Annotated in this window: 26 protein-coding genes and 2 pseudogenes; 10 read left to right on the forward strand and 18 right to left on the reverse strand. The window is 43.9% G+C overall.

Annotation, left to right across the window (positions count from 1 at the left end; genetic code table 11):
• Positions 1–218 (forward strand): DUF5360 family protein (locus tag LEP1GSC058_RS20280; RefSeq protein ID WP_198014384.1); only part of this gene is annotated, 218 nt, incomplete at its 5' end.
• Between the two features lie 205 nt (positions 219–423).
• Here LEP1GSC058_RS20280 and LEP1GSC058_RS20285 read toward each other — a convergent pair.
• The 7 genes and pseudogenes from LEP1GSC058_RS20285 to LEP1GSC058_RS06285 form a co-directional block, all read right to left on the reverse strand.
• Positions 424–1,177, reverse strand: a pseudogene (locus LEP1GSC058_RS20285) (transposase).
• Between the two features lie 444 nt (positions 1,178–1,621).
• A pseudogene (locus tag LEP1GSC058_RS20450) lies at positions 1,622–1,927 on the reverse strand (transposase); the annotation flags it as partial.
• 265 nt (positions 1,928–2,192) lie between these two features.
• Positions 2,193–3,503 carry a UDP-glucose dehydrogenase family protein gene (locus LEP1GSC058_RS06265; protein WP_016548879.1) on the reverse strand — a complete coding sequence of 437 codons (1,311 nt, stop codon included), beginning with the start codon at positions 3,501–3,503 and terminating at the stop codon, positions 2,193–2,195.
• A 46-nt stretch (positions 3,504–3,549) separates the two neighbouring features.
• Positions 3,550–4,749: an ABC transporter ATP-binding protein gene (locus tag LEP1GSC058_RS06270; RefSeq protein ID WP_016548798.1), complete on the reverse strand. Its 1,200-nt coding sequence runs from the start codon at positions 4,747–4,749 to the stop codon at positions 3,550–3,552.
• The gene (locus LEP1GSC058_RS06275) at positions 4,746–5,489 is read right to left on the reverse strand and encodes an ABC transporter permease (protein ID WP_016548864.1); all 744 of its coding nucleotides are present in this window, start codon (positions 5,487–5,489) and stop codon (positions 4,746–4,748) included. The genes LEP1GSC058_RS06270 and LEP1GSC058_RS06275 overlap by 4 nt, the downstream gene beginning before the upstream one ends.
• 63 nt (positions 5,490–5,552) lie before the next feature.
• Complete coding sequence (locus LEP1GSC058_RS06280) at positions 5,553–6,230, reverse strand: JAB domain-containing protein (protein WP_039948116.1); 678 nt, start codon at positions 6,228–6,230, stop codon at positions 5,553–5,555.
• On the reverse strand, positions 6,227–6,451 hold the full coding sequence (locus tag LEP1GSC058_RS06285) for an LIC12298 family protein (protein ID WP_016548862.1): 225 nt from the start codon (positions 6,449–6,451) through the stop codon (positions 6,227–6,229). The genes LEP1GSC058_RS06280 and LEP1GSC058_RS06285 overlap by 4 nt, the downstream gene beginning before the upstream one ends.
• 282 nt (positions 6,452–6,733) lie before the next feature.
• Here LEP1GSC058_RS06285 and LEP1GSC058_RS06290 point away from each other — a divergent pair, with 282 nt between their 5' ends.
• Together LEP1GSC058_RS06290 and LEP1GSC058_RS06295 are read left to right on the forward strand one after the other, a co-directional pair.
• Positions 6,734–7,612, forward strand: a complete 879-nt coding sequence (locus tag LEP1GSC058_RS06290) for a P-loop NTPase family protein (RefSeq protein ID WP_016548761.1) — start codon at positions 6,734–6,736, stop codon at positions 7,610–7,612.
• Positions 7,609–8,931: a hypothetical protein gene (locus tag LEP1GSC058_RS06295; protein WP_016548763.1), complete on the forward strand. Its 1,323-nt coding sequence runs from the start codon at positions 7,609–7,611 to the stop codon at positions 8,929–8,931. The genes LEP1GSC058_RS06290 and LEP1GSC058_RS06295 overlap by 4 nt, the downstream gene beginning before the upstream one ends.
• Positions 8,932–8,951: 20 nt before the next feature.
• Here LEP1GSC058_RS06295 and pssA read toward each other — a convergent pair whose 3' ends face one another.
• The 9 genes from pssA to LEP1GSC058_RS06345 all read right to left on the reverse strand — a co-directional run bounded on the left by pssA (position 8,952) and on the right by LEP1GSC058_RS06345 (position 18,405).
• Positions 8,952–9,707 carry a CDP-diacylglycerol--serine O-phosphatidyltransferase gene (gene pssA / locus LEP1GSC058_RS06300; RefSeq protein ID WP_016548827.1) on the reverse strand — a complete coding sequence of 252 codons (756 nt, stop codon included), beginning with the start codon at positions 9,705–9,707 and terminating at the stop codon, positions 8,952–8,954.
• Positions 9,704–10,720, reverse strand: coding sequence for a tRNA (adenosine(37)-N6)-threonylcarbamoyltransferase complex transferase subunit TsaD (gene tsaD, locus LEP1GSC058_RS20455; RefSeq protein ID WP_016548804.1), 1,017 nt, complete (start codon positions 10,718–10,720; stop codon positions 9,704–9,706). The genes pssA and tsaD overlap by 4 nt, the downstream gene beginning before the upstream one ends.
• A 9-nt stretch (positions 10,721–10,729) precedes the next feature.
• On the reverse strand, positions 10,730–12,100 hold the full coding sequence (locus tag LEP1GSC058_RS20460) for a S41 family peptidase (protein ID WP_016548861.1): 1,371 nt from the start codon (positions 12,098–12,100) through the stop codon (positions 10,730–10,732).
• The gene (locus LEP1GSC058_RS06315) at positions 12,090–12,392 is read right to left on the reverse strand and encodes an LA_1448 family UV-C exposure upregulated protein (RefSeq protein ID WP_039948118.1); all 303 of its coding nucleotides are present in this window, start codon (positions 12,390–12,392) and stop codon (positions 12,090–12,092) included. Before LEP1GSC058_RS06315 ends, LEP1GSC058_RS20460 begins: the two co-directional genes overlap by 11 nt.
• 57 nt (positions 12,393–12,449) lie before the next feature.
• Positions 12,450–13,058 (reverse strand): transcriptional repressor LexA, encoded by a 609-nt coding sequence (lexA, locus tag LEP1GSC058_RS06320; RefSeq protein WP_010568852.1) that lies wholly within the window; start codon positions 13,056–13,058, stop codon positions 12,450–12,452.
• Between the two features lie 329 nt (positions 13,059–13,387).
• On the reverse strand, positions 13,388–14,566 hold the full coding sequence (locus LEP1GSC058_RS06330; protein ID WP_016548850.1) for an efflux RND transporter periplasmic adaptor subunit: 1,179 nt from the start codon (positions 14,564–14,566) through the stop codon (positions 13,388–13,390).
• Positions 14,563–16,014, reverse strand: coding sequence for a TolC family protein (locus LEP1GSC058_RS06335; protein ID WP_039948120.1), 1,452 nt, complete (start codon positions 16,012–16,014; stop codon positions 14,563–14,565). The genes LEP1GSC058_RS06330 and LEP1GSC058_RS06335 overlap by 4 nt, the downstream gene beginning before the upstream one ends.
• A 77-nt stretch (positions 16,015–16,091) precedes the next feature.
• Positions 16,092–16,703 (reverse strand): hypothetical protein, encoded by a 612-nt coding sequence (locus LEP1GSC058_RS06340; protein WP_016548891.1) that lies wholly within the window; start codon positions 16,701–16,703, stop codon positions 16,092–16,094.
• Between the two features lie 139 nt (positions 16,704–16,842).
• The gene (locus LEP1GSC058_RS06345; RefSeq protein WP_016548740.1) at positions 16,843–18,405 is read right to left on the reverse strand and encodes a tetratricopeptide repeat protein; all 1,563 of its coding nucleotides are present in this window, start codon (positions 18,403–18,405) and stop codon (positions 16,843–16,845) included.
• Positions 18,406–18,475: 70 nt separating this feature from the next.
• Here LEP1GSC058_RS06345 and LEP1GSC058_RS19920 point away from each other — a divergent pair, with 70 nt between their 5' ends.
• The 6 genes from LEP1GSC058_RS19920 to LEP1GSC058_RS06375 all read left to right on the forward strand — a co-directional run bounded on the left by LEP1GSC058_RS19920 (position 18,476) and on the right by LEP1GSC058_RS06375 (position 22,606).
• Positions 18,476–19,000: a hypothetical protein gene (locus LEP1GSC058_RS19920; protein WP_016548910.1), complete on the forward strand. Its 525-nt coding sequence runs from the start codon at positions 18,476–18,478 to the stop codon at positions 18,998–19,000.
• Positions 18,997–19,662: an ABC transporter ATP-binding protein gene (locus LEP1GSC058_RS06355; protein ID WP_016548807.1), complete on the forward strand. Its 666-nt coding sequence runs from the start codon at positions 18,997–18,999 to the stop codon at positions 19,660–19,662. The genes LEP1GSC058_RS19920 and LEP1GSC058_RS06355 overlap by 4 nt, the downstream gene beginning before the upstream one ends.
• Positions 19,659–20,564 carry an ROK family protein gene (locus LEP1GSC058_RS06360; RefSeq protein WP_016548882.1) on the forward strand — a complete coding sequence of 302 codons (906 nt, stop codon included), beginning with the start codon at positions 19,659–19,661 and terminating at the stop codon, positions 20,562–20,564. The genes LEP1GSC058_RS06355 and LEP1GSC058_RS06360 overlap by 4 nt, the downstream gene beginning before the upstream one ends.
• On the forward strand, positions 20,561–20,911 hold the full coding sequence (locus LEP1GSC058_RS06365) for a histidine triad nucleotide-binding protein (RefSeq protein WP_016548782.1): 351 nt from the start codon (positions 20,561–20,563) through the stop codon (positions 20,909–20,911). Before LEP1GSC058_RS06360 ends, LEP1GSC058_RS06365 begins: the two co-directional genes overlap by 4 nt.
• A gap of 19 nt (positions 20,912–20,930) precedes the next feature.
• Complete coding sequence (locus LEP1GSC058_RS06370) at positions 20,931–21,899, forward strand: lysylphosphatidylglycerol synthase transmembrane domain-containing protein (protein WP_016548849.1); 969 nt, start codon at positions 20,931–20,933, stop codon at positions 21,897–21,899.
• A 275-nt stretch (positions 21,900–22,174) separates the two neighbouring features.
• Complete coding sequence (locus tag LEP1GSC058_RS06375) at positions 22,175–22,606, forward strand: SRPBCC family protein (RefSeq protein WP_016548840.1); 432 nt, start codon at positions 22,175–22,177, stop codon at positions 22,604–22,606.
• 93 nt (positions 22,607–22,699) lie between these two features.
• Here LEP1GSC058_RS06375 and LEP1GSC058_RS06380 read toward each other — a convergent pair whose 3' ends face one another.
• Together LEP1GSC058_RS06380 and LEP1GSC058_RS06385 are read right to left on the reverse strand one after the other, a co-directional pair.
• Positions 22,700–23,119, reverse strand: coding sequence for an LA_2478/LA_2722/LA_4182 family protein (locus LEP1GSC058_RS06380; RefSeq protein WP_016548743.1), 420 nt, complete (start codon positions 23,117–23,119; stop codon positions 22,700–22,702).
• Positions 23,120–23,260: 141 nt separating this feature from the next.
• A complete protein-coding gene (locus LEP1GSC058_RS06385; protein WP_016548899.1) occupies positions 23,261–24,715 on the reverse strand; it encodes an adenylate/guanylate cyclase domain-containing protein in 1,455 nt (484 codons plus the stop codon).
• 249 nt (positions 24,716–24,964) lie between these two features.
• On the opposite strand from LEP1GSC058_RS06385, the gene LEP1GSC058_RS06390 reads away from it, so the two are divergent.
• A complete protein-coding gene (locus LEP1GSC058_RS06390; RefSeq protein ID WP_016548885.1) occupies positions 24,965–26,251 on the forward strand; it encodes a beta-ketoacyl-[acyl-carrier-protein] synthase family protein in 1,287 nt (428 codons plus the stop codon).
• The last annotated feature ends 5 nt before the right edge of the window (positions 26,252–26,256 follow it).

The raw sequence follows: 26,256 nt of genomic DNA on the forward strand, positions 1-26,256 counted from the left end.
TCTCGTTTACAGGATTAGGAAGTTTATACTTATTTAATAAACGAATTTCAGCTTGGAAAAATCTTGCGATCCTATCCTTAGGGTTCACGATCGCGTCCGGGGTCCAGGCCATTTCGTTTTGGGTTATCCGTGGAGATGTTTCGCTTCTGTGGTGGGCGCCCAATTTATATTTAATTCTTTATCCATTGCTCTACGTTCGATTCCTCTTAAAAAATTGAATTTCGGCCAGGACTCTTTTGGAACCGGAATTCCAAAAGTAATTTTTGCGTTTCCATGACTTACTTTTCAGGTGGTTCGATATTGAAAATCCCCACCCGTCTTGGGCGGGGGGCCTGTTGAAAAAGAGGCCTGGTTTGTCTGAAAATTCTTCTTCCTCTTTAAAGCGAATGGCAAAAAGAAGAAGGGACTGCCGTAGCAGATCGTTTAAATATACCGAAATCCGCAAATTTTTCCTATGTTGTGAGCGGAGCATCTTTCGGACCATTCAAGAGAAACTTTTTCCAATCCTTTTGTCATGAATCTATTTCCTGCACGAGATCCTTTCATTGCACCAAAGACGCCTTCAATCGAAGAAAACCGTTTGGCATAAATTTTTCTCGATTTCGGGTTTTGTAACTTTTTGCGCATTTCCATCGTGTAGAAATTATTCAGCTCGCTCGGATGGTAGTTTTCCTTGGACTTAAATGAATGTAGTTTCTTCTCAAGTTATTAGAATTCACCAAAATGGATTTAGATCGACCTTTTGTGCAGAAATGTTTCAACTTACAGCCGTTGCAACCCGTCGATCTGTAATCCGAATAACTGTATTGTCCATGAAGATACTTTTCGGATCGGAATTTAAGTGTTCTGCCCGATGGACAGACGAAGTTGTTGGCTTTCTTTTCATAGATAAATTTGATGAACGGAGGCCTTCGTTTGGAGAAATCGGTAACTTTTGGGATCTTCCCTGCTTGAAATAACCTTGTTACTTTTTGATCGGGACAATAAAGATCGAAGTCTTTTAATCTCTGGAAATTACTTTCGCTTGCATAACCGGCATCTAAGACATATTGAATTCTATTTAAATCTTGTTTTTCCGTATCTTAAGAATTCGTAGCAAGATTCGACTTTTCGTAATCATTTTCTTCCGCAAACTTAGTATCGGATTGTTCGTTTCCACACTGTGAGAAATGATCATGTTGGATTTGCAATCGACCGCCGCTTGAGCATTGTAACCTACCAGGAATACGTTTCCTTTTTTCTGTAGATCGCAATCTCTCTCATAGAGATGGACTCTACGACGGTCTTTGTGCTTTTTTAGGAATTTTACCGCATCCTGAAGCTTTTCTGCCTTTAGTTCTAATTCTTTTCTTTTGTCTCGAATTTGAGAACGATCCATATCGGCAGACTTTTCCCATTCTTGAAATTTGACCTTACTTACCTTTTCGATTTGTTCAAGTCTAAGCTCGAATTTTTCCAGGTCCCCTATATCATCGGGATTCGCATTCGCCTTTATCTTAGTGCCATCTATGGAAACGGTTTCAAAATCTATATAACCGCTTTCGTAACCGAGAAATACCGTTTGAGAAAATAGATCTTCGATTTCAGTTCTGTGAGTCTTTCTGAACTTTGAGATAAAACTATGATCCAGCTCTTCTCCATCCAGAAGATAGATCAATTCAGCTCTGAGTTTGGATAACCTACAGAGTTCCCGCATCGAGATATTGCCGATTAAAATGGGATAAAAAAGAGCCGAAATAACTTTCTTCGGTGAAATTGCAGGTCTTCCAGTCTCATCATTCTGGTAATTCTTTTCGAAATCTTCGAAATCTAACCGATCAATGACTTTCTTAAAACCGTGAATCGGATGTTCTTCCCCGAACAATTCCTTGAACTCTAAAACGTACATTCTAAGCTGATTCGGATCCGTATTCTTGAACTTTGCCATTCCGTAAATCTAGCAAGTTCCCTAAAATTGCATCCCTTTTTCAACAGGCTCGTGGGGGATGGCGGCGGTTTTACGGAGAAACCTGATATCAGAAATTATCCGAACTGTCGACTATTCTTTCGAAGAAAAATTCTGTTGGAGCTCACACAAAGAATTTCGAAACAAAATTGCTTGCGAAATAGGAGATTTTCTGATACTCCAACCCGGTACTTCCACCGGGCCGGCCCCCGCCCAGGAAGGGTGGGGATACCCGAATCCCGATCAATTAAACCGGTTGTTTCCCGATGGAAAAATACTGAAACCCTTCTTTTTTGAGGAGTGCAGGCCTGTACTGATTTCTTCCGTCAAAGATAACCGATTGTTTTAGCAGCTGCTTCATCCGAGGGAAGTCCGGTTCGCGAAATTCCCGCCATTCCGTCAAAAGTAGTAAAGCATCCGCTCCTTTTAGCGCCGAATACGCATCTTCAGAATATTCGATCTTACCCTTAAAATAATTTTCCGAAGTTTCTTTAGCGACAGGATCGAATGCTTGTATCTTTGCTCCTTCCGAATGTAACTTTAAAAGAAGTGGTATAGACGGAGCTTCTCTCATATCGTCAGTACCCGGCTTGAATGCAAGACCCCAGACCGCGAATGTCTTACCTTTAACTCCACCTTTTCCGAAGAAAGCTTCGATCTTTTCATACAATCGAACTTTTTGATCCTCGTTCACAGATTCGACTTCTTGAATAATTCTTAACGGTTTTCCATATTGTTCAGAGGTGCGAATCAGCGCCCTAACGTCTTTTGGGAAGCAAGAACCGCCGTAGCCGATACCTGCATATAAAAATTGGCGGCCAATTCGAGAATCTGTCCCCATTCCTTTTCGAACATCTTCGTAGTCCGCGCCGACCGATTCGCAGAGATTCGCGATCTCATTCGCAAACGAAATCTTTGTGGCAAGAAATGCGTTACATGCGTACTTAGTTAGCTCCGCTGAAACGGTCCCCATTCTCAAAATAGGATTCCCGTTCAATACGAAAGGAGCATACAATTGCGCGACCAGATCTCCTGCGCGATCATTATCCGATCCGATCACGACTCGTTCCGGTCGCATAAAATCGTCGATCGCCGCCCCTTCCTTTAAAAATTCGGGATTGGATACCACATCGTATTCGTATTTGGTATGCTTGCCGATAAACTCTTTTACCTTTGCGGCAGTACCGACCGGAACCGTAGATTTATCGACGATAACTTTGTATCCGTTAATCGATTTTCCGATTTCCTCTGCGACAGCAAAAACTGCAGAAAGATCGGCAGATCCGTCCGAAGATGTGGGAGTTCCTACCGCGATAAAAATCAGATCCGACTTTTCCACTCCCTCCTTTAGGGAAGTCGAAAATTCGAGTCTCTTTTCTTTCCAGGTGTTTTGAACAAGCTCGGATAAACCCGGTTCATAAATAGGGATAATACCGTTTTTAAGATCTTCGATCTTTTTGGCGTCCTTGTCCACGCAAATGACTTGGTTGCCGTATTCTGCAAAGCAAGCTCCTGCTACTAATCCGACGTAGCCGCTACCGATAACGCATACTTTCATACGAAGACCAAGTTAGGGAGCAAAGTCGAAGTGGGAAGGAATTTATCTATGAGTTCGGCCCTTTTTTCGTCTCGATTTCGACCGGAATCCAGGCGACTCCTTCGAACTTGGATATATCTAAACGCTCTAGCTCAAATTCTAAAATGCCGTCCTGCCATAGATATGATCCTTCTGCATGACTATCTCCGGAATGCAATGCGATCCCTAAGGAATATTTTCCTGCGGAAAAATTCAGAGGAAATTTGAACTTAGCATGAATCCATTCACCTGTGATAACGTCGAATAACTCGCTACCCAGATGAAAAGTATTCGTACCGAACGAACGAATACCCCGACTATCATCTATATGAAATCCCACCGTTAAGCGTTTCAAATCCTCCTTGAATTTAGCCGAAACGAGTAATTCGACATCCGCTCCCACGGGCAATAAGCCCGGATTAATTCGATTCCCGTGTGATAAGCGAATTTGGACGGATTCTAGGATCGATTCATGCGGGGTAAGCTGAGCCCCTTCTTCGGCGGACGAGGCGGCAATAATTTGCATATACTCTCTAAATCCGTGAATGGGATCCCCATCGTAAACTAACTTACCTTTTTCTAATATTAGAATTCTAGTACAGATGGATTTTAATAGCTCGAGATCATGGCTGACGATCAAGGTGAGGGTTCCTTCCTCGGAGAATTTTCGGAAACGACTTAAGCACTTCTGCTGAAAACTGGCATCGCCGACAGCGAGAGCTTCGTCCACGATTAAGATATCCGGGCGCTTTGCAGTCGCCAATGCAAAGCCTAATCTCATCGTCATTCCGGAGGAATAATTTTTTAACGGGTTCTTTTTGAATTCACTAAGTCCGGAAAAACGAAAAATCTCATCCATCGATGATGTCAATTCGGTCGGATCTAACCCCCAAACTAATCCATTATAGTAAAGATTTTCCTCCCCGGAAAGCTCCGGATTAAAACCGACACCTAATTCTAAAATCGATCGGACGGAGCCTTTCTTTTCTAATCTCCCGGAATCGGGATGGGACACGCCCGTTAATAGTTTCAAAAGGGTGGATTTGCCGGCACCGTTCCGACCGATAATCCCTAAAATTTCTCCCTTATTTGCTTCGAAAGAAATTCCATCGACAGCCTTAAATTTGATATCGGAGCCGAAATACCCGAATGTCAGTGCATTCCAAAGTCTATGCCAGGGACGACTATAACCGGAATAAATCTTAGTAATGCCTTCTACACGTATCAAAGGTGATCCAACACGACCTGATTTAATTTAGCGCGACTTAAAAAGAAAATTACGAAAAACAAAGCGAGGAAAGGTAGGAAATCCATGAAATTCGCTTTCGATTCGTAGTCGGACAATATAAAGGATCGAAAAAGCTCCAACGGAAAGAAAAACGGATTCCATATATTCAATTTTCCTAAAATCCCTGTCGACTGGTAAAGAACCGGCAATCCCCAAAAAAGAAATTGCGAACAAAGGCGAACTAAAGGGGAAATGTCCCTCAAAATAATATTGATCCTAGCGAAGTAATTGACGATGCAGGCAAGAAATAAGCCCGTCGCGAAGATTGCCAAGAATCCTGGCACTATGCCGGACCAATTTGCTTTCCCGAACCATAATAGGAAGATTATCACCGGCACGGCAGTAATCAGCCAATGCAATACATACTGAAAAAAAGGAATCCATAGGAAGATTTCCGGGCCCAGCGGCGATCGTTTAATCAAATGCCGGTTGTCGGTTAAAATTCCGGTCCCTCGAATCAGGTATTCTTGTAGGGGAATCCAAAAAAGTAAACCGCTCAGCACATAAGAAAAATAATCGATCGGATCTTCTCCGTTCGTACGAATTCCTATAAAATAAAATACGACGGTATAAATCAGAATCAAACTCAGATTTTGCAAAAACATCCAAGTTAATCCTAAAGCCGATCCTGCATATTGAAGAGCATAATCTCTTCTTACCAGAACGGATAGAATTCGCATGTTTCGAAAAAATTTGGATTGGGTCACCTAATACCTGAAGCCTGGAAAAGAAAACGAAAAGAGTTACTCTTCGTCTAGGCGAGTAGAATGTTTGCAAGAAAAGATCCCGTCAATTCCAAAAATCCAATGATCTAATAGGTTCACATCTAGTTCCGATAGAATGGAACTAAGGCGCGTATAGACATCCCAATCTTCCGGACTCGGATCGGAGGTCATTCCGGGGTGATTATGGGCGAGAATTGCTTCCGAGGCCTCGTCATTAAGAACAAGTCGAACTAAGTCACGTGGATGCACTCCGACTTCCTCTAAACTTCCTTTGGAAACAACTTCTGCGCGGAGTAGATTTCCTGCCGGGGAAATAGTGGCCAACACAAAGCATTCTCTTCGCATAGGAAGAAATAAGGTTCGCATGTATCTGGACAAGGATACTGGGTCGAAAATGGCGCCTTGTAAGGATTTGTATTTTAAACGCCTTGCCAGCTCTACAGCGGCCATTAATACGGAAGCTTTCGCGGCTCCAAGACCGCCTACTCGTAAGTTACGGGACACATCTATGGAAAGAAGCCCGCTCAGTCCTTTCGTAACTCTCAGAATCTCTCGGCTGAGATCCTCTATAGAACGATTACGATCCCCTTTCCCCAAAAGGACTGCAATCAATTCCCAATCATCTAAGGCATCCGCTTCATATCTGATGCGTGTCCTCGGATCAGGGAGAGTTCCGCTAAACCGATTCAGAATCAGATCTTTCTTAGATTCTTTTTACTCAGCTCGGAAAGTGTTTCCGAAAACCAATTCCCATCTTGAACGAGATCGCCTTGGAAGGATTCTTCCAAATAGTCCGCGAAGGTTTTTGAACCAGGCTCAATTGCTCGGCTCCTTTCCCTCCAGTCGAACCCGGCACCCGCTAAACCCTTACGGTTTCTTTCATATGTTCCAGTATCTTGTAGAGATCGAATCATCATACTTTCTCTCCCTGTCTAGTTAGACGACATAAATTAGGAAAAACACACCTATAATCTACTAAACGGATAGGTACATACTAAACTAAATTATAGTAGTCGTCAAGCGTTTACTAAAAATTTTCTATAGGGATCACAGCCTCGTAGAGCCGCTTCTCTTTCCTTATGAAAATAATTCTACGGAGAGGCCGGACAAATAAGGCTCCCAAAAGTTACGAAATTCAAAAAAAAGACATTCCTTAGAATTTTCCGCGTGCCGAACCCGATTTCCAACCCGTTCCTTTCGTGCGCCGACTCTTATATTTCGGAACCCTACTTCTACCGATCAGCGCTTCTCCGGCCCCTCCGCTTCCTATAGAATGGATTGCACGCTCTTGGAATCAAGAGGGGGAGATTTCACTCTTAGGTCGGAGCGAATCCGGAACCAAATCGACCCGAGGAATGTTAGCACAGGCGCCATTCTCGGCCGGATCGAAAGGACAGGTGCGTCTTCTCGGAATTTGGCTGAACTCTCGAGATTTAAATGCGTCTCAGCTTAGGTCGATTGATATCGGCTATCAATCTCCGGCTTTCGAATCGTTTCGATTAACGTTCCAAGTCGGCGGTTCCCGCGAAGTCTTGCATTCCGTTTTGGGACTTTCTCATCGATCAGGAAGTTTAGAATTCTTCCTTCGAAAAAGTTCCGAAGAAAAAGGATACGGCAGCATACTAAGAAGTAGCTCATCATCAAATACACGCGTAAGCCTGAGCATCGAGTTCACTCAAGAAAGAGAAAGAACTTCCGAAACAAGATTCACTATCGGCTTTGCCTGGAGTTGGGAGGGAATAACCGGCGATGTACTTCTCCGTGAAGAAAGCGGAGAGCTCGACGGAGCCGGATCCTTCGGAATTACAAAGGAACTATTTAAAAACCGGGAATCGAACGACAAGCCGCCAATCCCGGTCGTTAAATCCGAAAGCAAACGGCTTCCCGTGTCGCCCCTAACGGTCGATGAACTCGTAAAAGCGGGCTTTTCGATAACTGATTCGTTACAGCTTTCGAAATGGTCTCGTTCGGATGAACAAGCTTTTCGTGAAAAGATAAATTCTTTCAAGCCTGCGGAACGAAAGAAAATCTTTCGTTTACTCTTTCAAAAAAAGCAAAAATCGGACGGCCGGTATTGAAAGCCGTCATATTTTTATTATTCAGCATTGTTGCCATCGGACGGATTCAGGCCAAGGAAAATGATATGCCTATTCTTTCTTCAGGCGGCTCTTTTTCGACCTATGAGTCTCGTTTTTATAGAAAATCCCAGGATACAATCTGGCTTCGTGGAGATTTTTGCGGTTCTGCAAATATCTTCTCGCATCGAGAAAAGGAAAACTGCCTAAACTCGAAGATCTTTTTAGAAAAACGAAACGAGACTTTATTGGCATCCGTCGCATTCGAAACAAATCGATTTTATCTATCCTACGGAAATCGATTCAAGCCTTCGCGACATTTCTTTTTTTTACGAGAATCGTTCGAATTTTCCTCCTTCTGGTTTTTGGAACAGCCATCCGTTCGCTCTGCTTTTGCAGGAACCAATATCGGCGAATCTTTCTTAAGCCTGTATTACTCGGAACAAGGTGCATCAAAAAGACCTGGGATCTTCCTTAAACCGTTTCGCGATTATCTTGAGTTAGCATATTCTCCGGAATCGAAAGAGGGTTTTCTTTTGTTGGAATTCCCCTCTTACAAGGAAAGAGGATTACGGAAAAATCCGTTCGGATTACGTCTGGAGGCGTTCGGATCTAAGGAATATCCGTCCGGAATTTTTTCGCTCTATTGGCAAAATTACGAATCGGATCAGAGATTGCTTTTCTCGGGTTACCAGGGGAAATCATCGCAGTTATTCAGTTTGTCTTCTCCGGCGGACAATCGAGATCGAGCGCGACTTCTTAGGATCCTTTGGGAACCGGGGATTTACAATCGACTCGAGGCGGTACAGTTTGAACGATTCGCCAGTCCTCTTGAGAATGAAACCGGCATCACGAATTCCAAAGCAATTTGGGGAAGAGTCGCGTTTTTCCAAACCGGCTGGGGAGCAGTCCTGGCTCAAATTAGAACCTATAAATTCGAAAATTCTAATTTATGGACGAGCGGGAGAGGGTTGTACTACGGTTTCCAGAAAAAAGGCTGGAGGTGGGAAATAGGTCAGGAATGGAGAAGGAACGGAGATCGTCTATCGGAAGCGGCGATGCATTTAACCGTCTTCGAGAACTGGAAACTTCAATCTTCGCTTTTATTCGCAAAAGAAGGGAATAGACTTCCGGCTTTTGTGGAAGAATCGCTTACATCGGAAGAGACAGGTTTGCGCGTCGTAGATAAATCCGTTTATTTATTTTTACGGATCTATCATCCTTACTTCGCGATTACCCTTCGGCATTCTCGAGGGGGAGAAGCAAAGGGCGACGGCGTTAGCGCAAGATTTCAAATATTTCTACCTTTATTAGAAAAATAGAAATCGATAGTCGAGGGCAGCTAATCTAATTTTACACGAAAATCCTGCAGAACATGTATCATGAAGGTGATTAAGCCTGAGAATATATATAGAAAAATAAGACCGTAAATCAACCAAGGCCAACGGTTGAACCCTACGAAAACGAGCAAAATTACGGCGGCGAGAAGCATCAAAGCGGCCTTTCCGGGCGTTAACTTGGATCGGATCGCCACCTGCGGCTTACCATACCGAACGTTGGAAACCATCAATATGGCAATCAGTAGAAATAAGGGAATCGTAATCCAGTGGGGGATATGATCGCGATTAAGAAAGATAGGGAGGAATCCGATCGTCACCCCGGCGACAGGCGAAGGCAATCCGGTAAAAGAACTCGGATCGTGAGCGACATTGAATCTCGCAAGACGATAAGCTGCGCAAATCGGGAACACTGCGGCGAGGAGCATTCCGATGGGAAAGAGATCTTCTTTCCCGAATACATCGATTTTATATTCGCTTAATACCATATTATAAAAAAGGAATCCGGGTGCGATGCCGAAGGCGGTAAGATCGGCCAAACTATCCAGATCGGCTCCCAATTCGCTGGTGGCGTCCAGAGCGCGAGCTACCATACCGTCGAGCCCGTCGCATATAGCGGCTAATAATATAAAAAAGCCGCTTAAGATATAAGCCTGAGGACCGTTTCCGGTCGCTTCTGCCGCGATGAGAATGGACACAAATCCCATGGTTAAATTTCCGAGCGTGATCGTATTCGGGATCCAACTTAGCTTACGGTTCATACGTACGTCTCCTGTCTCACGGGACTAACCGTGAACTCCAAACTTTTAGAATAGCCTTTTTGAAATAGATAATAACCCAGAGCCGCTACCATCGCACCATTATCCGTGCAGTAGATCTTTTTCCGGGGAGAAAAAAATTCCAGGGAATTTTTTTCCGCTAGGTTCTCCAATCGAAGCCTCAGCGTAGTATTGGCCAAGACCCCCCCTGCAGCAAGAATCCTCTTGATTCCCGTAATTTCCACGGCTCGCTTGATATTGCGCTCCACTAATTCAAACGCGGTCTTTTGAAAATAGTGGCAGACTTTGGAAACGGGCAAGTCAGGTTGTTTAGCGATCAAATGCGCCACTGCCGTTTTCAAACCCGAAAAAGAAAAAGCGACTCGCGAATGTTCTAAATTCCGTAATAGAGGAGGAAGTAAATCCTTTTCACCTTTTTCAGGCCGATAGGAACAGGCATACTCCTCTATTATCGGTCCTCCAGGATACGGCAACCCAAGTAGCCCGGCGACCTTATCAAACGCCTCGCCTAACGCATCGTCCATCGTATCACCGATCGTCTCCATCCTACCGAATTCGGGAATACGATAAATTGCGGAGTTTCCACCGGAAAGAAGTAAGCCGAGACTTGGAAAAATCGGTTCCACGCCTTCCAATTGAAGGACCGCAAAATGAGCTTGTAAATGACAAAGAGGAATAATAGGGGTGTTATAAATCGCGTGAATACAACGCGCCAATTGCGCGCCGATCATTAAAGAACCGGTTAATCCCGGTGATCGAGTAACCGCAACATAATCCAGATCCTTAAGCTCAAGACCGGATTCTTCCAAGACTTCCGAAAGCAAAACGTTGATTTTTTCCAAATGCGCGCGAGAGGCTATTTCGGGGACAATTCCACGAAACGGTCTATGTAGATCGATCTGACTAAAAATTTTTAAGGACAAAAGCTCTTTTCCGTCCTTGACAATTCCTAGACTAGTTTCATCACAACTGCTTTCTATTCCGAGCCCGATCATCTAAGTAGATTAGGATTTTTTTTCCGAAAGTATTTCGATAGCCTTACGAAGTTGAGGATCCAATTCCAAATCCGTAGTAGTTCGTTCCTTTTCGGATTGAGTGCGATTCTTAAAAAGAATACGAGCCACGTCGGAGGAAAGCTTGATTCCCTGTTCTTTCAAAGCCTTTTCGAACGATTGGAAGTTTTGTTCGCTATAATCCGGAAATTTTAAGATTAACTGATCGAGGAGTTTTTTTTCTCCCATTTTACGAAGATAGAATCGATCGTCTTCGGTAGGTTCGATCGCCTTTACGACTATATCAGGTTGGATTCCTTTTCCATGTAAAGAGCGGCCAGACGGTGTGTAGTATTTTTGAACAGTCAGTTTTACCGCATTACCGTATGAAAGAGAATACACGAACTGAACCGAGCCCTTCCCGTACGAAGTTGTCCCCAAAATTTTCGCTCTCGCATGGTCCTGCATAGCTCCCGCAAAAATTTCGGATGCGGATGCGGAGCCTTCGTTTATCAGAACTACCATGGGAATTTTAGTGAACTTATCGGTGGAATTGGAAGATTTTGCGGTGTCCGCTAACTCTCCTCCCCTTCCCTTGACTGAAACGATATCCAGACCGGGAGGAAGAAAAAGATCCGAGAGCGCAGACGCGAGAGGCAAAAGACCGCCCGGGTTCATTCGCAAATCCACAATGAGTCCATCCGCTTTCTTATCCACAAGAGCTCTAAGCTGTTTCTTAAATTCATCCTGCGTGTTCTCGCCCATAAATTGATTTAAGCGAATATAACCCACTTTTTCTTTGTTAAAGAAGTGAGATCGAACGTAACGAATTTGAATATTCTCGCGAACTAACGTAAGTTGAATCGGCTCCTTTTGATTCTTGCGTTCCAACTTGATCGACACTGAGGAGCCGGGCTTACCTCTCATAAGTTTAATCCCTTCGGAATAACCTAGATTTGCAGTGCTTTTTCCATCGATCTCGACGATTCTATCTTGCGGTAATATTCCCGCGCGCATCGCAGGGGTATCTTCAATGGGAGAAACAACGACGATAGCGCCGTCTGCAAATGCGACTTCCATTCCGAGTCCGCCGAAACTTCCTCGAGTTTCTTCCTTCATTTGTCTATATTCTTCCTCGTCCAGGAAGGTAGAGTGAGGATCACCTAAGGAAGCGATAAGGCCTTTGATGGCCCCGATAAAAACTTTCTCTTCGTCAACGGGCTCTACGTACCCGTTTTGCACTAGTCCTAAGACTTCGTGAAATAATTGCAGGTATTTCTCGGAGGTTTCCGAGATCGCCTTAACCGGAGTCGGACGAAATAATAAGGCAAAGAGTAGGACCAGTACGACGCTAGCCCAAGCCAGCCTTTCTTTAATTTTCATAAGACTTGACCAGACTAGAATAAATCTGCGGTTTTTTGACTTTTAAAATCTCTAAAACAGCATCCGAATTAAGCATATAGCGTTCGCATGCGGTTAAGAAAATTTGTTTATCGTTCGGTATAGGTTTTTCGGATATGGACGATAACCTTTCGCCGAATCTTGCCTCGGCAAGATAATCCAGAACCAATTTTAATTCTGCATCTCCGATTTCTTTCTTAGGAGAAGCGCAAAATGCAAGTAGGAGAAAGAGGAGGGAAACCGCGAATTTGCGGTACGCTGACGGGGAATTCACTCTTTCAGAATTTTTTTCCCGTCAGAAGAAAGTGTCAACCAGGAATTCTTTCTTAAATCAATAGACCCGATAAAGTCCGATGAGTTTACCGATAATCACGGCCTTCTTAGTTTTAATGGGTTTGTATTTTGCATTTCTGGCTTCGAGGCGAACGTGATCCGCTTCCTTGTAATAAACTTTAAGCGTCGCCTCATCGTCAATTAGGGCCACTACGATCTCTCCATTACGAGCAATATCTCGCTTCTGGATAATCGCGATGTCTCCGTCGCTAATTCCTGCTTCAACCATGGAATCCCCTTGCACCTTTAGGGCGAAAGTCATTCCTTTGGAGGCGAGTTCTTCAGGAACCGGAATATAGGATTCGATATTTTCTTCGGCTAGAATCGGAAGCCCGGCCGCCACTCTCCCTATCAATGGAATACTAGGAGTCGGAACGTTAAGAGTCTCGAACGGACTCTGCCTCATCAATTCAATCGCTCTAGATTGATTTTTCGAAGTTTTTAAATATCCCTTCTTTTCAATCGCTTTAAGATGATCGTAAGCGCCTTTGGCGGTAATACCGAATTCGTCTCCAATTTCCCGGATTGTAGGAGGAAACCCACGTTCTTTGATTACGTTTGTGATAAAATGGAGTACTGCGAGTTGCTTTTCCGTCAAATCCTTCATGCTTAACAAGTTATTAGTGAATGGATGTTGTGCAAGTACTTTTTTGGGTTACGGTCGATTCAATCTATACGGGACAATTTTCGCGTCCCCCTTGGATGAAATCAGACTATCGATCGACTCGCCGGGGACTTCGAAAAAAAGGCCGCCGCCGCTTCCGAGTTAGGAAGGAAATAGCCAAGAATCACAAAAATGTTGCTTTGACCAACAAGATTCAAAAGAAAAAACCGCGGGAATTCCTACATAAATGAAAGAAAAACGATAACCGATTCGCCGAAAAAGGTAATTTAGGCAGCGATAGTCGGAAGAAAAACCTTCCTGATGGTTTTTAACTAATATTTGAGATACTCGCTTTTTAATACGAAAGAACCTTTTGAAACGACTTGTATTCCATCCTGTAATCCGCTTAAGATAATCACATCCTCGCCGATCGTATCTCCAGTAACGACGTCCAATGCCTCGAAAGTGCCGTCGTCATGATGAACGAATACTACCGACCTGCCTTCGATTTCATGAACCGCCTCCAATGGCAACATTTTTCGTTTACCTTCGCCCTTACTGACCACCAATCCGGCTACTTTGGCGGTAACCGTTTGTCCCGGTTTCAACTTACCTCCGCGATTCGATACCATGATTCTAATTTTGGCGGTTCGCTTAACACTGTCCAAAATCGCTCCGACGTAGGCGACTCTGCCTTGTATTTTGGTACTTTCTTCGTTTCCGAAGGGATAAATTGTGGCCTGTGCGCCCTCTCTCACACCTTCAAGATCTTTTTCATAAACATCTAAGAGGACCCAGAGATTATTTAAATTTGCCACCGTAAACAATTCCTCGTTCCTCGAAGTTTGTTGCCCGATAATCGCTTTTCTTTCGGTAACTTCTCCGTTGATCGGACTTCTTAAAACCAGATTGGAAGAGACGTAGACTCCTCGTTCGATTCCTTCTATTTCCGAAGGAGTCAATCCATAGTTCTCCAATTTAATACGAGTCGTTTCCACCTCTGTCTTTGCGGTCTTATACTGCATAGTGGCGAGTTCATATTCCTTAGCGGATGTGACTTTCATTTCAAAGAGCTCTTTAGCCCTATCGGCCTGGAGTTTTAAGGCTTCGAGAGAAGCTCTCGCTTTCACATAAGCGGCTTCCACCTCTCCTAACTGCACTGAGGAAAGAATCGCAAGAGGAGAACCTTGATTCACTCGATCTCCTTCTCGGACTAGAACTTTCTTAATCTTAGCCTCGACAGTGGAACCGACCCTTGCCATACTCTCAGGATCATACGTGATCCGACCCGGTAGGGCAAGTTCTTCGAATTGAGAAACTTCTTTTAGGCTGACAAACGTTAACGGATGTCGCTTTAAGATCTCTTCCGGCACGGAAAAAAAATTCCGCGACTCCGCCGTTATTTTTTTATCCGGCTTCTTTTTATAATATTGTTTGTAACCGTAAGCCGCTCCCGAGACGAGAACGATCATAAAAACCAGAAGTTTGTATCTTTGCAAAATAGCTTTCATCGCTCGTCTCCTTTGCTTTGAACGCTGGATTGAATATCGGAATTTTTTCCGGTCGCGGCCTTAAAAGCTTCTACGGCATTGAAATAGAGATAAAGAAGATCGTAATATTCCCGAAGGATAGTGAGATAATTTTTTTCGGCCTGAAGGAACGTCACTTGATCGGATGCGCCTCGCACGTACGCGATTCTCGATTTCTCTTCCAATTGTTTATTTTTTTGTAATAAATTAATCCGTTCGTATTTAGTAAGCAATTCTTCCCGAGCGAGTAATTCCTTTTTAGCCGCTTCTATTTCCGCGTCGACTTCCCTTTTTTTAGCGTCGAGTGCGAGTTCGAATTTGCGATATTCTTCCTTGGCCGCGAACACTTTTCCCTGCCCTCGGTCGTTGATAGGAATCGGAATAGTTGCGAACACGCCTCCGTAATTCTCGCCTCCTTTAATCCGCCATTCCCCACCCACCTGAAGCCAGCCTAAAGCCTCCTTTCTCTGGAGTTCGATATTCATCTTTTTTTCTTGAAGCCTTTGCTCCAAAGCGACGATATCCGGACGATCGCTCACTATGTATTCGTCCCGCAAACGGAGTCCTAATTCTTCCAGCGATCGAAATCGCATGGAATCCACTTTAAATGCGAAGACGCCTTCTTTCTCGGAAAGCCCGCTTAGAATCCGTAGATCTTTTTCGATCGATTGCCTACGCACGATCGCGTCCCTATAGTATTTCTCGACCTGGATTCTTTCCAGCTCCAACCTTTCGAATTCAAGCGGGGAAATATCGCCTTTCTGAACTCGAAATTTCGTAAGTTCCAATAAGTCGCTGTAATTCTCATAAAATTCCTTATTCGTATCTACGAGCAGTGTAAGGAAAACGAAGGCCCAATAATTTTGTCGAAGGCGCATCCGGAAGGCACGATCGAAGTTCTTAAAATCGGCGATAGAAGCTTCGAAAGATTTCTTTGCTACTCTAGTTCGAAGCGGAACCACACCATAAACGTCTAAATCCTGGTAAACGGCAGGAGCCGTCTCAGGACTGCCGCCCTGAGTATTCGGATTTCCCCCGATGAATTGTTGCTGGAATTGTAATATCGGATTTCGATACAGGGAAGCCGTGATCACGGCGCCTCTAGATATGCCCATATTTTGCCGTTCGGCAAGATACAGAGGATTATTGGAAACGGCGTATTCCGTTAAACGATCGATGTCCCAATCGATTAATCGAATCGAATTTCCTGCGGATATTGCGGGGTTCTCGGAAACGGAAACCGGATTAAACTTTGGAATCAAGATTCCTTTTTTTTCTTCGGAAGAAGTTTCGAACGGAATCGTTTCCGAGAAAAGGAGACTCGTCGAAATCGGCAAAAGAGAAAGAGTCGAAACCAGTGGAATACCGGCTCGATGTATAGCATTCAAGATGCGATTCTTATGTTGTATTAACAATGATTTGGATCGCATTCTCCGGCCTTATTTACTATTTCCGCATTTCCTATCGTTGCCCGCAAGTAGGTTTGTCTATGTCGTTCGCTAGATTTTTAGAATAGCCGATGAACGTACCATTTTCCCCGTAGCTTGCTAAAGTAAGGATTTATAAGTTCCGATTCCAACTTTCGATTTTCCTTAAATCGAAGTTTCACTTCGCAAGCGGAAGGAGTCTCGAAGTAAAAATCGACTTCGATTCCTTCCGAAGAAAGCAAGAGATCTCGGACCGTTCTGACGTTCGAATTTTTCTTCTCCCGCTCCAGCGCATCTCGATCGAAAAAATAGGTTCGGAAATAATTGTCCTCCGCGAAAAGTTCCTCGACCAGCCTCTTTCGACTCCAATGGCCTTTTATGTCCAGATAGATCCCTTCTTCCTCCGACACGAATTCCGGTAGAATGCTCAGATTCTTTTGAACGGTTCCTGCTATAAGTTTTCGCAAAATAGATAGAATTTCATCGCTATCTTTCGAGTATTCACCGGTATGACCTGCTACGAAAATTTTGGATTTTTCGACGGACGGAGAATGTTCAACGGAAGAGTTACGTAAAAGCGACTCCCTTGAGCAATTCAAGATTGCAATAATACCGATTAGCAACGCCGCAAAAAAAATGGAGCTCCGTTTGTAAGGCCCTCTGCGGTTTTGGATAAATCTGCCGATTTTCAAAGTACCGTTCTCCTTCATCCGATTTTAGAAACCTTCTTTGAAACCGAGAATAGTTATGTAAAAAATGAAATGCAACGATGGGACCGAATAAAGGAATGCTAAAAAATTAGAACCGATCCGCACTGCTGTAGTTCCCGGTTTAGACGGGGGTTTTCAAGGCTTTTTTCAGAAGTTCTTCCAGATCTTTCCCGTAGAGAACCGAGAGTCGTGAGGAATTATCCGCCAAGAAACGTCTCGCGCCGTCGGTAAATTCTGCGTCTCCGACGATGAAGGCCTTGTCCAAACTTAAATCCTTCACTTGACTCAGCGTATCTCTTAGAAAAATATCCGAGACTTTTGCGTCTTTCCATCTTCGGAATTTAAACAAGGCGCGGGTTTCCTTATCCGACTTGCTTAAGCCCATAAAGTTCAAGCCGTCTCCTTCCTTATTCGGGATCTCTCGACTAATCGTATAATTTAAGGCGAGTACTACTTTAACGCAGAGATTCTTGAATTCCACTCCCTTTAAGGCGCGGAAATGATCCAACGCACTGATACCGATCTTATTAATATCGGCGATGATTTTTCCGCCCTCTTCGTCAATGATCCCTTTGATATGAAACGACTTGGAGGATTTTAATCCCGAGATTTCATAATATCTTTCCACCGGAAAAAGTTCGGGGAAGAGTCGGCCTATCTCTTCGTCGGGTGTGTATCCGCTCTTCGCAGGTTTGCCCGCTTCAAGACGTTTTGTTTCCAATTGATACTTATAATTTGCCAACTCGATGATTCTATCGTCGTCGACCCTTTCCGACTCGGCCTCGATGAGATACTCGCTGGCTTCTTCCAAACGACCCATTTTGACGGCGATTAAGGCGAAATGAAAATCGGAATCTATTAGTTCCTGTTTCCAGCCGTTATTTCTGGCGATCTCCATGCAAAGTCTAGAATGCTTAAGAGCCTCGTTCAAGTCTCCTTTCTGCAAAAACTCCAGCATAATGAATTGGAATAATGTGAATCTAACGTATTCGTCCGTAACTACATCGACTACCGAATTAGCGATCCTGATCGCTTCGTCGTGCTCGCCGGAACGGGCAAGAGTTAAGGAATACAAGAATCCCGCAACCGCCGAACTCGGTTCTTCGTCAAAGGCTTGCTTGAAGAAATGCTTCGCGTCCCCTTTTCTTAAGGTAGCGGCCACGACTCCCTTCGCGATAAAAAGGGCTGTCATTTTCACCTTATCGTCCGGAACACGTGAAAGAAATTTATCGGCAATCCCGAACTCTTTTTGACCCAGAGCCATAAAAGCTATCCGTATATTCGCCTCGAGATTTTCCGGATCCACCGAAAGGGTATCCACGTAATGAAAGACCGCTTCTTCGAATAAATCTTGTTGATAGTAAATATCCGCAATCCGGTTCGAAACCGCAACTTCCGAAATATCCTTATCATACGTCCCGATTTTCTTAATTTTCTCTAAATGCCTAGCCTCGTTGACGTGATCCCCTTCCATCGCGTAAATCTTAGCCATGATATAATGGGCTCTCACGTTCGAGGGATTCGCATCCAAAATATCTCGGATTAAAATTCGGGAATCCACATAATTTCCCATAGCAGCAAGGGCAAGAGCCTTTTCAAACGAGTCCTTCTTGGACTGGATCAAAAAGGACCCTGCTGCTACGATCAGGATGATTCCTGCTGCGATAAGAATTACAAAGATCATGTTTCGGAATTTCTATTATTTACCAAATAAATGTTGGATAAAATCAAACCTTTTCAGTATCGTGCTTTCGATGGGAAGAATCACCTACCTGCGGTTCGCTTTCTCCCTTTTCTTTCGGGACACAACGACAAGTCTGCTCCATATCTTCTTTTCCCTATTTTTTGCTTACAGTCTAGTTCTGAGTTTTTTTTCCATTCGGACCGACAAACTCTTATCCGATGTTTCTAGTATCGATCTCTTCCGGAATTCTCCCTACTTGGTTTTAACGCTTTCGAGCGTCGCTTTGATTTTTATGGCGATTGTTCGGACTTCCAGTCGATCGGGAGATACCGGCATTATGATGGCAGTAGGCGGAAATCGCTTCGGTTGCGTCCTATTGGAAACGATGGAACTCTGGATCATTCATTCTTTCGGCTTTCTATTCGCAAGCGTAGCCAGTATTTTTCAACCGCCGGGAAATCCAGCGTTAGTATCTCTCCTTGATTATGCCGGAGCCTACATTTATGAACTCGCCGTTCTAGGATTAGCCGGGGGTACAACCGCATTCATTCACACTCTCGTCGATCCGTACAAATCCATTCGGAGGGGCAAATGATCCTTCGGATCAACAATCTTTCCCGAACGTACGGTTCAATGAAAGCAGTTAATTCCGTTTCATTCGACGTAAACCAATCCGATTATGTCGCTATTGTCGGGCCCTCCGGTTCCGGAAAAACCACTCTACTCTCGATGATAACCGGAATGCTTACAAGCACCGAGGGAGAGATTTATTTTGATACTCTGAAACTATCCAGTATGAGCAAAGGGCAATTGGCCAATTTCCGAGCTCGCTATATAGGATTGATTTTTCAATTTTCCGAACTTGTCTCCCATTTGACGGTCGAGGAGAATATTCTCCTGCCTGCCTTATTGGTCGGAAAGTTCGGCGAACAAGAATATAAGGAAAAATGCGAATACCTTATTTCTAGCCTAAACTTGAATGCGATCCGTAATCAATTGCCGACACGCCTCTCGGGCGGACAAATTCAAATGACCGCCATCGCGAGAGCTTTGATAAACGAACCGGAAATTCTGCTGGCCGACGAACCTTCCGGAGATTTGGACCCGGAAAATAGCGAACTAGTGCGAAAATTGCTTTCGGACTTTAATTCAAGGGGCTTGACCGTACTTCTCGTCACCCACGATATGAATCTTGCCTTCGACGCAAAGACAATCTATGAAATGAGAGAAGGAAGCTTTACTCGAGTCGTGAAATGAAGTCCTTCCTCGGAGTGGACATCGGCGCACAAAGCGTCAAAGCATGTAGAACCGACGAGCACGGGACGCTCTTGTCACAATCCTCGATTTCCACGGGTGCTGACATTGACTCCGACTCCTTTCTCTCTTCATTAAAAACGATCATTCAAGAATTAATGGAGGAAGGGAATTCTCCGGTTTCCGGAATCGGACTGGGAAGCCCCGGCCCGCTCGATAAGGATGCGGGAATTCTTATATCTTCGGCTAACCTTCCAAAGCTAAAGAATGTTCCCATCGTTTCGTACTTAAAAGATTCTTTCGGAATACCGGTCTACTATGATAACGATGCGAATTGCGCAGCTCTCGGAGAATATTGGTACGGGGTAGGCAAAGGATCTCGGAACCTAGTCGTTATCACGTTAGGTACCGGCATCGGAGGGGGCTGGGTATATGAAGGTTCACTCTTTGACGGCTATAAGGGAAACAGTATGGAAGTCGGACACAACACGATACGTCCAGGCGGAACGCTCTGCGGCTGTGGGCATCGTGGATGCGCCGAAGCTTACTTCAGTACTAGCGGATTCTCTACTCGGTATCGGGAGCTTACCGGCAGAAATTTTAGCGATGCGAAGGAATTCTTCTCTTTAGTGAAAAAAGGAGAACAGGAGGCCAACTTGATTTTAGAAGAAGGCATTGAAATTCTATCCGAATTAATCCGAAATTTGATCCATATTTTGAATCCGGAATGCGTTGTTCTTTCGGGCGGTCTAGTTAAATCCTATTCTCTATTCGGAAAACAGCTTGAAAAGCGAGTTCGAGAAATCATCTTTCCGGTATTCAGAAACTATACCAGAATTCTCGCAGGAGGCTCGGTAACGGGCGCTTTAGGCGCTGCGAGCCTTTGCTTAGGACGGATCCCATGAACGAGCCGAATTGCCTTTTTTGCAGAATTATCCGAAAGGAAATTCCCTCAAAAATCGCCTATGAAGACGAAGAAATATTAGCTTTTCATGATGTTTCTCCCCAAGCTCCGATTCATGTACTGGTCATCCCAAAGAAGCATTTCGTATCCTTGGACGATATCGGACCGGAGGAAAAAAAACTAGCGGGAGAAATTCTTTTCCGAATTCGAGAAGTGGCCCGATCTCTTGGGCTGGAAAAGGACGGTTATCGTGTCGTAAACAACAAAGGTCCGCTTGGCGGTCAAACGGTGTTTCACCTGCACTTCCATCTATTGGGTGGTCGGCACATGACTTGGCCGCCCGGTTGAAATCCTCGGAGTATACGACTTGAAAAAATTCTTCATTGGAATCATCATTAGTGTTTTTGCCCTTGGCTTTCTATTCTGGAAGTTAGATCTTTCAGGTTTTTATAATATTCAAGAAAGATGGCAGCCGATATATCTAATTCCGTTCTTTATGGCCGTAATTTGGGGTTTATTTCTTTTTTCCTGGCGATGGTATCTACTTTTAGGAAAAAAAATCTCCTTCAAAACCTCGGTTTTATCGGCGTATATAGGCGTCGGAGCCAACCAATTTCTGCCGGCGAGAGGGGGAGATATCTTTCGACTCTATTTATGTAAAAAGGATTCGGATTCCAGTTACGGATCTTTGGTGAGCAGTCTTTTTCTAGAAAAGGTTTTGGATTTTGCGTTTATTTTCAGTGCGGGACTTGGCGCCTTCTTCTTACTCGGGATTCATCAGGATTTCGTTCGTTTCGTTTTACCCTTATTGGGAATTCTTTCGATCGTTTTCACTCTGATTTTTGTACGACTTTTTTATATAAAGCTTGCTCGATTCGGAGAAAACGTTTTCGCCAAATTCGGAAAAAGAAATTTCTTTCAGGATAAACTCACACCCCTAATCACAGAGCTTGGCGAGTTCTTAACTTTGAAAAACGCGGGAAAGCATGGCGCTTTAACTGCGGCAACTTGGTTAGTGGGTTACGGGATTCATTATACTCTGCTGCAGTATTTAGTCGGAATTCATCTCAGTCCGTTAGAAACGATTTTCATTATGTTTTGCGGTGCAGTGGGCGTCATGGTCCCTTCGGCGCCTTCCGGAGCGGGAGTTTATCACGCATCCATTACTTCCGGCTTCGTGTTGCTGGGGCGGGAAAGTTCGGAAGGATTAGTGTACGCCACGACCGTTCATCTCGGTCAAATGATGGCGTTAGGAATTATAACGGTAATTTTATATTCATACTGGTCGTTTACAGGCGGTAGCGATCGTTCAAAAGCCGATCCAAGAACGATCTAAGACTTTATCCGATCCGATCCTTAAAGATTGCGGCAATACTAAAGTATTTCAATCAGCTTTATTCCCGAAGATCAAGACCGGAATTCTAAATCTCAAGGCACAATTTTCGGATTCCGCGATTAGGAATTTTAAAACTAAATATGACAGCCTTTGTCAGGCCCGAAATTTTCGGCGGTCAACTTCATCTCTAAGAGATATTTCTTTTTACAAGATTGGGAATCTTTTCGTTTGCTTTTATCGGGCTTTCTTGTATACGAATCTTCTAAGAGACAATCATGAAAAACCAATTTACAGCTTCCGCAAGCGTCCAAATTCACGCGAGTCCCGCAAAAGTCTGGCAAGGACTAACAGATCCGAATTTAATTAAGAAGTATTTCTTCGGAACGGAAGCGATTTCCGATTGGAAGGTGGGAAGTCCTTTGCATTTTAAAGGGGTATGGGAAGGAAAGGAATATCTTGATAAAGGAACGATTTTGCAAGTCGTGCCCGAGAAATTGTTTCGTTACAATTATTTAAGTTCCTTCTCCAACATGGAAGATGTCCCCGAAAATTATGCCAATGTCACTTACGAACTTTCTCATCAGAACGGGGAAACCTCGCTCGTTGTAACACAAGACAATATACTTTCGGACGATGCTCGAAAGCATTCCGAGCAAAACTGGCTTTTTATCCTGAATGAATTAAAGAAACTTTTAGAAGGAGCCTAAGAGTTACAAAGAACAGTCCTTGATTCGACGAGGCAGATTCCTATGAAAAAGAATTTCACCGGAATCCACCCTAAAGTCTTACGAAGCTTTCGCTCAGTTTTTAGAAAACTTCTCCAAACCTTCGCAACCGGGAATCGTATGCTTTCCTTTTCCCTTATATAGATCACAATTCGATTTTTCGACAGCGTCGACGCAAGTTTCGAAAGCTGTTACCATATCAGGAGTGACTTCCTGCTTTTTCTCCTGACGTTCCTTTCTGGATTTTTCAAAGCTTTCTTTGAAATGAGCGATACAAGCTTCTTCGGATTGCATAAACGCAGGAATCATATTTCGATATTGAGCCGGTACCTTAGCGATCTCATCCTTAGTACATTCGATCGATTTCGAGCACATCGCTTTTTGAAATCTTGGAGCTAACTCCATTAATTTCTCCTCCGGTGATTTCGAGGACTTGCAATCTCCGAGGAAAGAAATACACAATGCGGATAATAGAGATAGGATTAAAAATCTCATCAAAATAATCTCCGGTAAATAAATTTCAGACAAACCTAACGGGAAGAGTTTGCCGGGAAATTCTTTTTCCTAAGAGCAATAAGAAATTTCTTTCGAATATCCGCTTTAATGGAGGATATCGGACAGTCGTTTAACGGTATGCTACGCGACTTTAGGAGAAAGTTTATGAACGACCGCCTTTTGCCCGACCCCTTTCAAGGAAGCTTCGGAGGTTTCCCAATTATACCCTTTTTCGTGCAGTAATTCGTTAACCCCGGGCGTGTTTAAAACCGAATTAGTCACCCAAATTTCTCCGGCTTTCGCTAAGCCTTGTACTCGAGCCGCTATATTCACGCTATGCCCGAAATAATCCAATCGCTCGTCGTTAATGACTGCGAGCGAAGGACCTTCGTTTAAACCGACTTTCAATCCGATTTCAAAATCCTTCGTATGAGATCCCTGGTTCATTTGATCGATCATCGTCATCATCTCTAACGAAGAAAGCAACCCTTCCAACGGAGAGGAAAAAGCCGCCATGATCGCGTCGCCCATCGTCTTTACGATCGCCCCGTTATGTTTTTTTACAGCATCCATTAGCAGGTGGAAATGCTCCTTAACCAAACGATAAGCGACCATGTCCCCCGCTTTATCGTACATTTCCGTCGATCCCCTTAAATCGGTAAACATGATCGTTAAACTTTTAACGTTCAGGTTTAAGTTCTGTCTTAATTGCTGAACGCGAAAAAGATCCCTAAAGGTTTGATTATTCAATAGATTCTTAGCAGTCAGAAATTTTTCTATTTTCGTCGGATGTTCTTTTATTATCGCCGAAATTCGATTCATACTTGGCGTTAAATGAATTCCTCCCGTTCTAGCGATAGTATTGTTCGTCACTTTAATATCGTATTTCCCTTTCGGAAGGTGCAATTCGGATGGAGTAAATCCGCCGGGAAGCAGATTTAGTTCGATCGAATTCGGTTTTTGTGATTCTTCCTTATCAAAATAAAGAAATACGGCAGAATTATTTTCCACGGAAGTAAATTGGTAAGCCTTAAGTTCTTCCGCATTTAAATTTATTACGGTCGACTCGTTTGGATCCAATCGAACTAGCCCGTGCATATTGGAACTAATGAATCGAAGCAGTTGCGGAGACTTTTGATAGTTGGCGGAAAAATGATACCGGTAATAGGATTCGATATCTTGCAGAGAGAGCGAGGTAACGTCTATACGTTTAACGGATGGATGAATCGAGAAAGTCACCTCGACTTGGTCGTCGAGTGTCGTAGGAACGTCTATATTACAGATATAACAATGAAAATATTCTTCGTCGATTTCATCCAACGATTTATGACTTGCAGTCACCCCCCCGCAAGCGGGACAAATCATATTATAAGCGATATCGAATAAACCGATTTTCGCTCCATGCAAAAAGAGGTCTAACGCGACATTCGGCTTGAAATCGGATTTCGAAGCGAATCGAAACGGGTTGATTCTAATCAAGTCCCAATCCCCCGCTTTGCGTAATACTCCTATAAACTTACCGATATCGGATTTGTTCAATGTGGGAAATCCTTCTAACGATTTCTCTTTTTGCTCTAAGTTAGCTTCCTGGAACATGAGATTCTCCTTTCAAAGAAACTTACAAATGAATGCGGCGCTTTTCGGACACGGATACAATTGTAACGAAAATAATTACAATTAGTTGGACGTTCGGTGAACGTATAGTTTGCGATAGAATCCGGAATTTTCTTCATTATGGGTGGCGAGAAAAGAATTTTTCCCTTTTTTTCCGTCGAAAAGTTGCAGGAATAATTTTTTTATTCCAATTTCGAGCAGATAAGCCATTCTTACGTCCCAACTCTTGATATGGAAAAGATTAAAAATGGAAAGAACTCGAGAGTCGTAGTCACCGGTATCGGAGTTATTCTCCCGAATACGTTCAGCGTTCCCGATTTTTGGACGAACATTTCCGAAGGAAAGTCCCAGCTTCAATTCATTACTCGGTTTCCCGTCGATGATTTTCCGGTAAAAGTAGCCGGAGAAATGAATACTTTCGATTGGAAGCGACACCTTCCAGATTTAAACGAAAAATACGCTAAAAATTATAACACGGAAACCTTTGCCTTAATGGCAGCGATGGAAGAGGCAAATAGAGACGCCAAAATCGAAAAAGGGACGTTAGATCCTTCTCGCGTAGGTTTTATAGACTCTTCTTCAAGAGCGTCTCTATCATGGTGGGATTTTGCCTGGCGAAAATACATAGAGGAAAAGGATCAAAGCATCTTTGACCGATATTCCGTGCTAACTTCGATGGCTTCCAACCCGACGAATCTGACCGCAATCAATTCCAATATTCAAGGTTTCGTAACCACCATCTCCGCCGCTTGCGTTGGCGGACATCACGCAATCAGCTTATGTTATCAGGCTATCCGAAAAGGACGTGCAGAAATCATGTATGCTGGCGGTCATGAGTTCCCGCTCTTGAAACCGTTGATGATGATGTACTCCGATCCTGTAAGTCGAGTTATGTCCTTAGAAAAGGAGGACCCAAAACGGGGTATCCGTCCTTACGATAAAAACCGGGACGGCTTTTTATTAGGCGAAGGTGCAGTCGTCCTCGTATTGGAAAGATTGGATCGCGCATTGAATAGGGGCGCAAAAATCTACGCGGAAGTCATAGGCACTTACAGCTATAACGAAGCCGATCACGCGATGAGAATGGATTTAACCGGTAAAAAGGCGGCAAACGGATTAAAGCATTTAATGAAAATTAGTAATATCCATTTAGGAGATATCGACTATTTTTGCGGCCATGGAACCGCTACTTATAATAACGATCTCGCGGAAAGCAGAGCGATCTCAATATTGTATGATGGAAAACCTAAATTCCACTGGGCGCCCGTCGGGTCCATTAAGCCGATTTTCGGACATACGTTCGGCGCGGCAGGGATCATAAACGTGGCCGCGACTTCCCTAATGCTAAAAAACCAAACCGTTTGTCCGACAATCAATTTAACGGATCCGGATCCGGAATGCGATCACGACCATGCCGCCGAAGGTCCCCGCAAAACGCGACTGAGGTACGCGATTTCTATGGCCTTTGCGATCGGCAGCCAATCTTCCTTTGTCAGCTTGGCCGCGCCCGATTTTTGAGGAAA

Source organism: Leptospira fainei serovar Hurstbridge str. BUT 6, assembly GCF_000306235.2.
Taxonomy (GTDB): Bacteria; Spirochaetota; Leptospiria; order Leptospirales; family Leptospiraceae; genus Leptospira_B; species Leptospira_B fainei.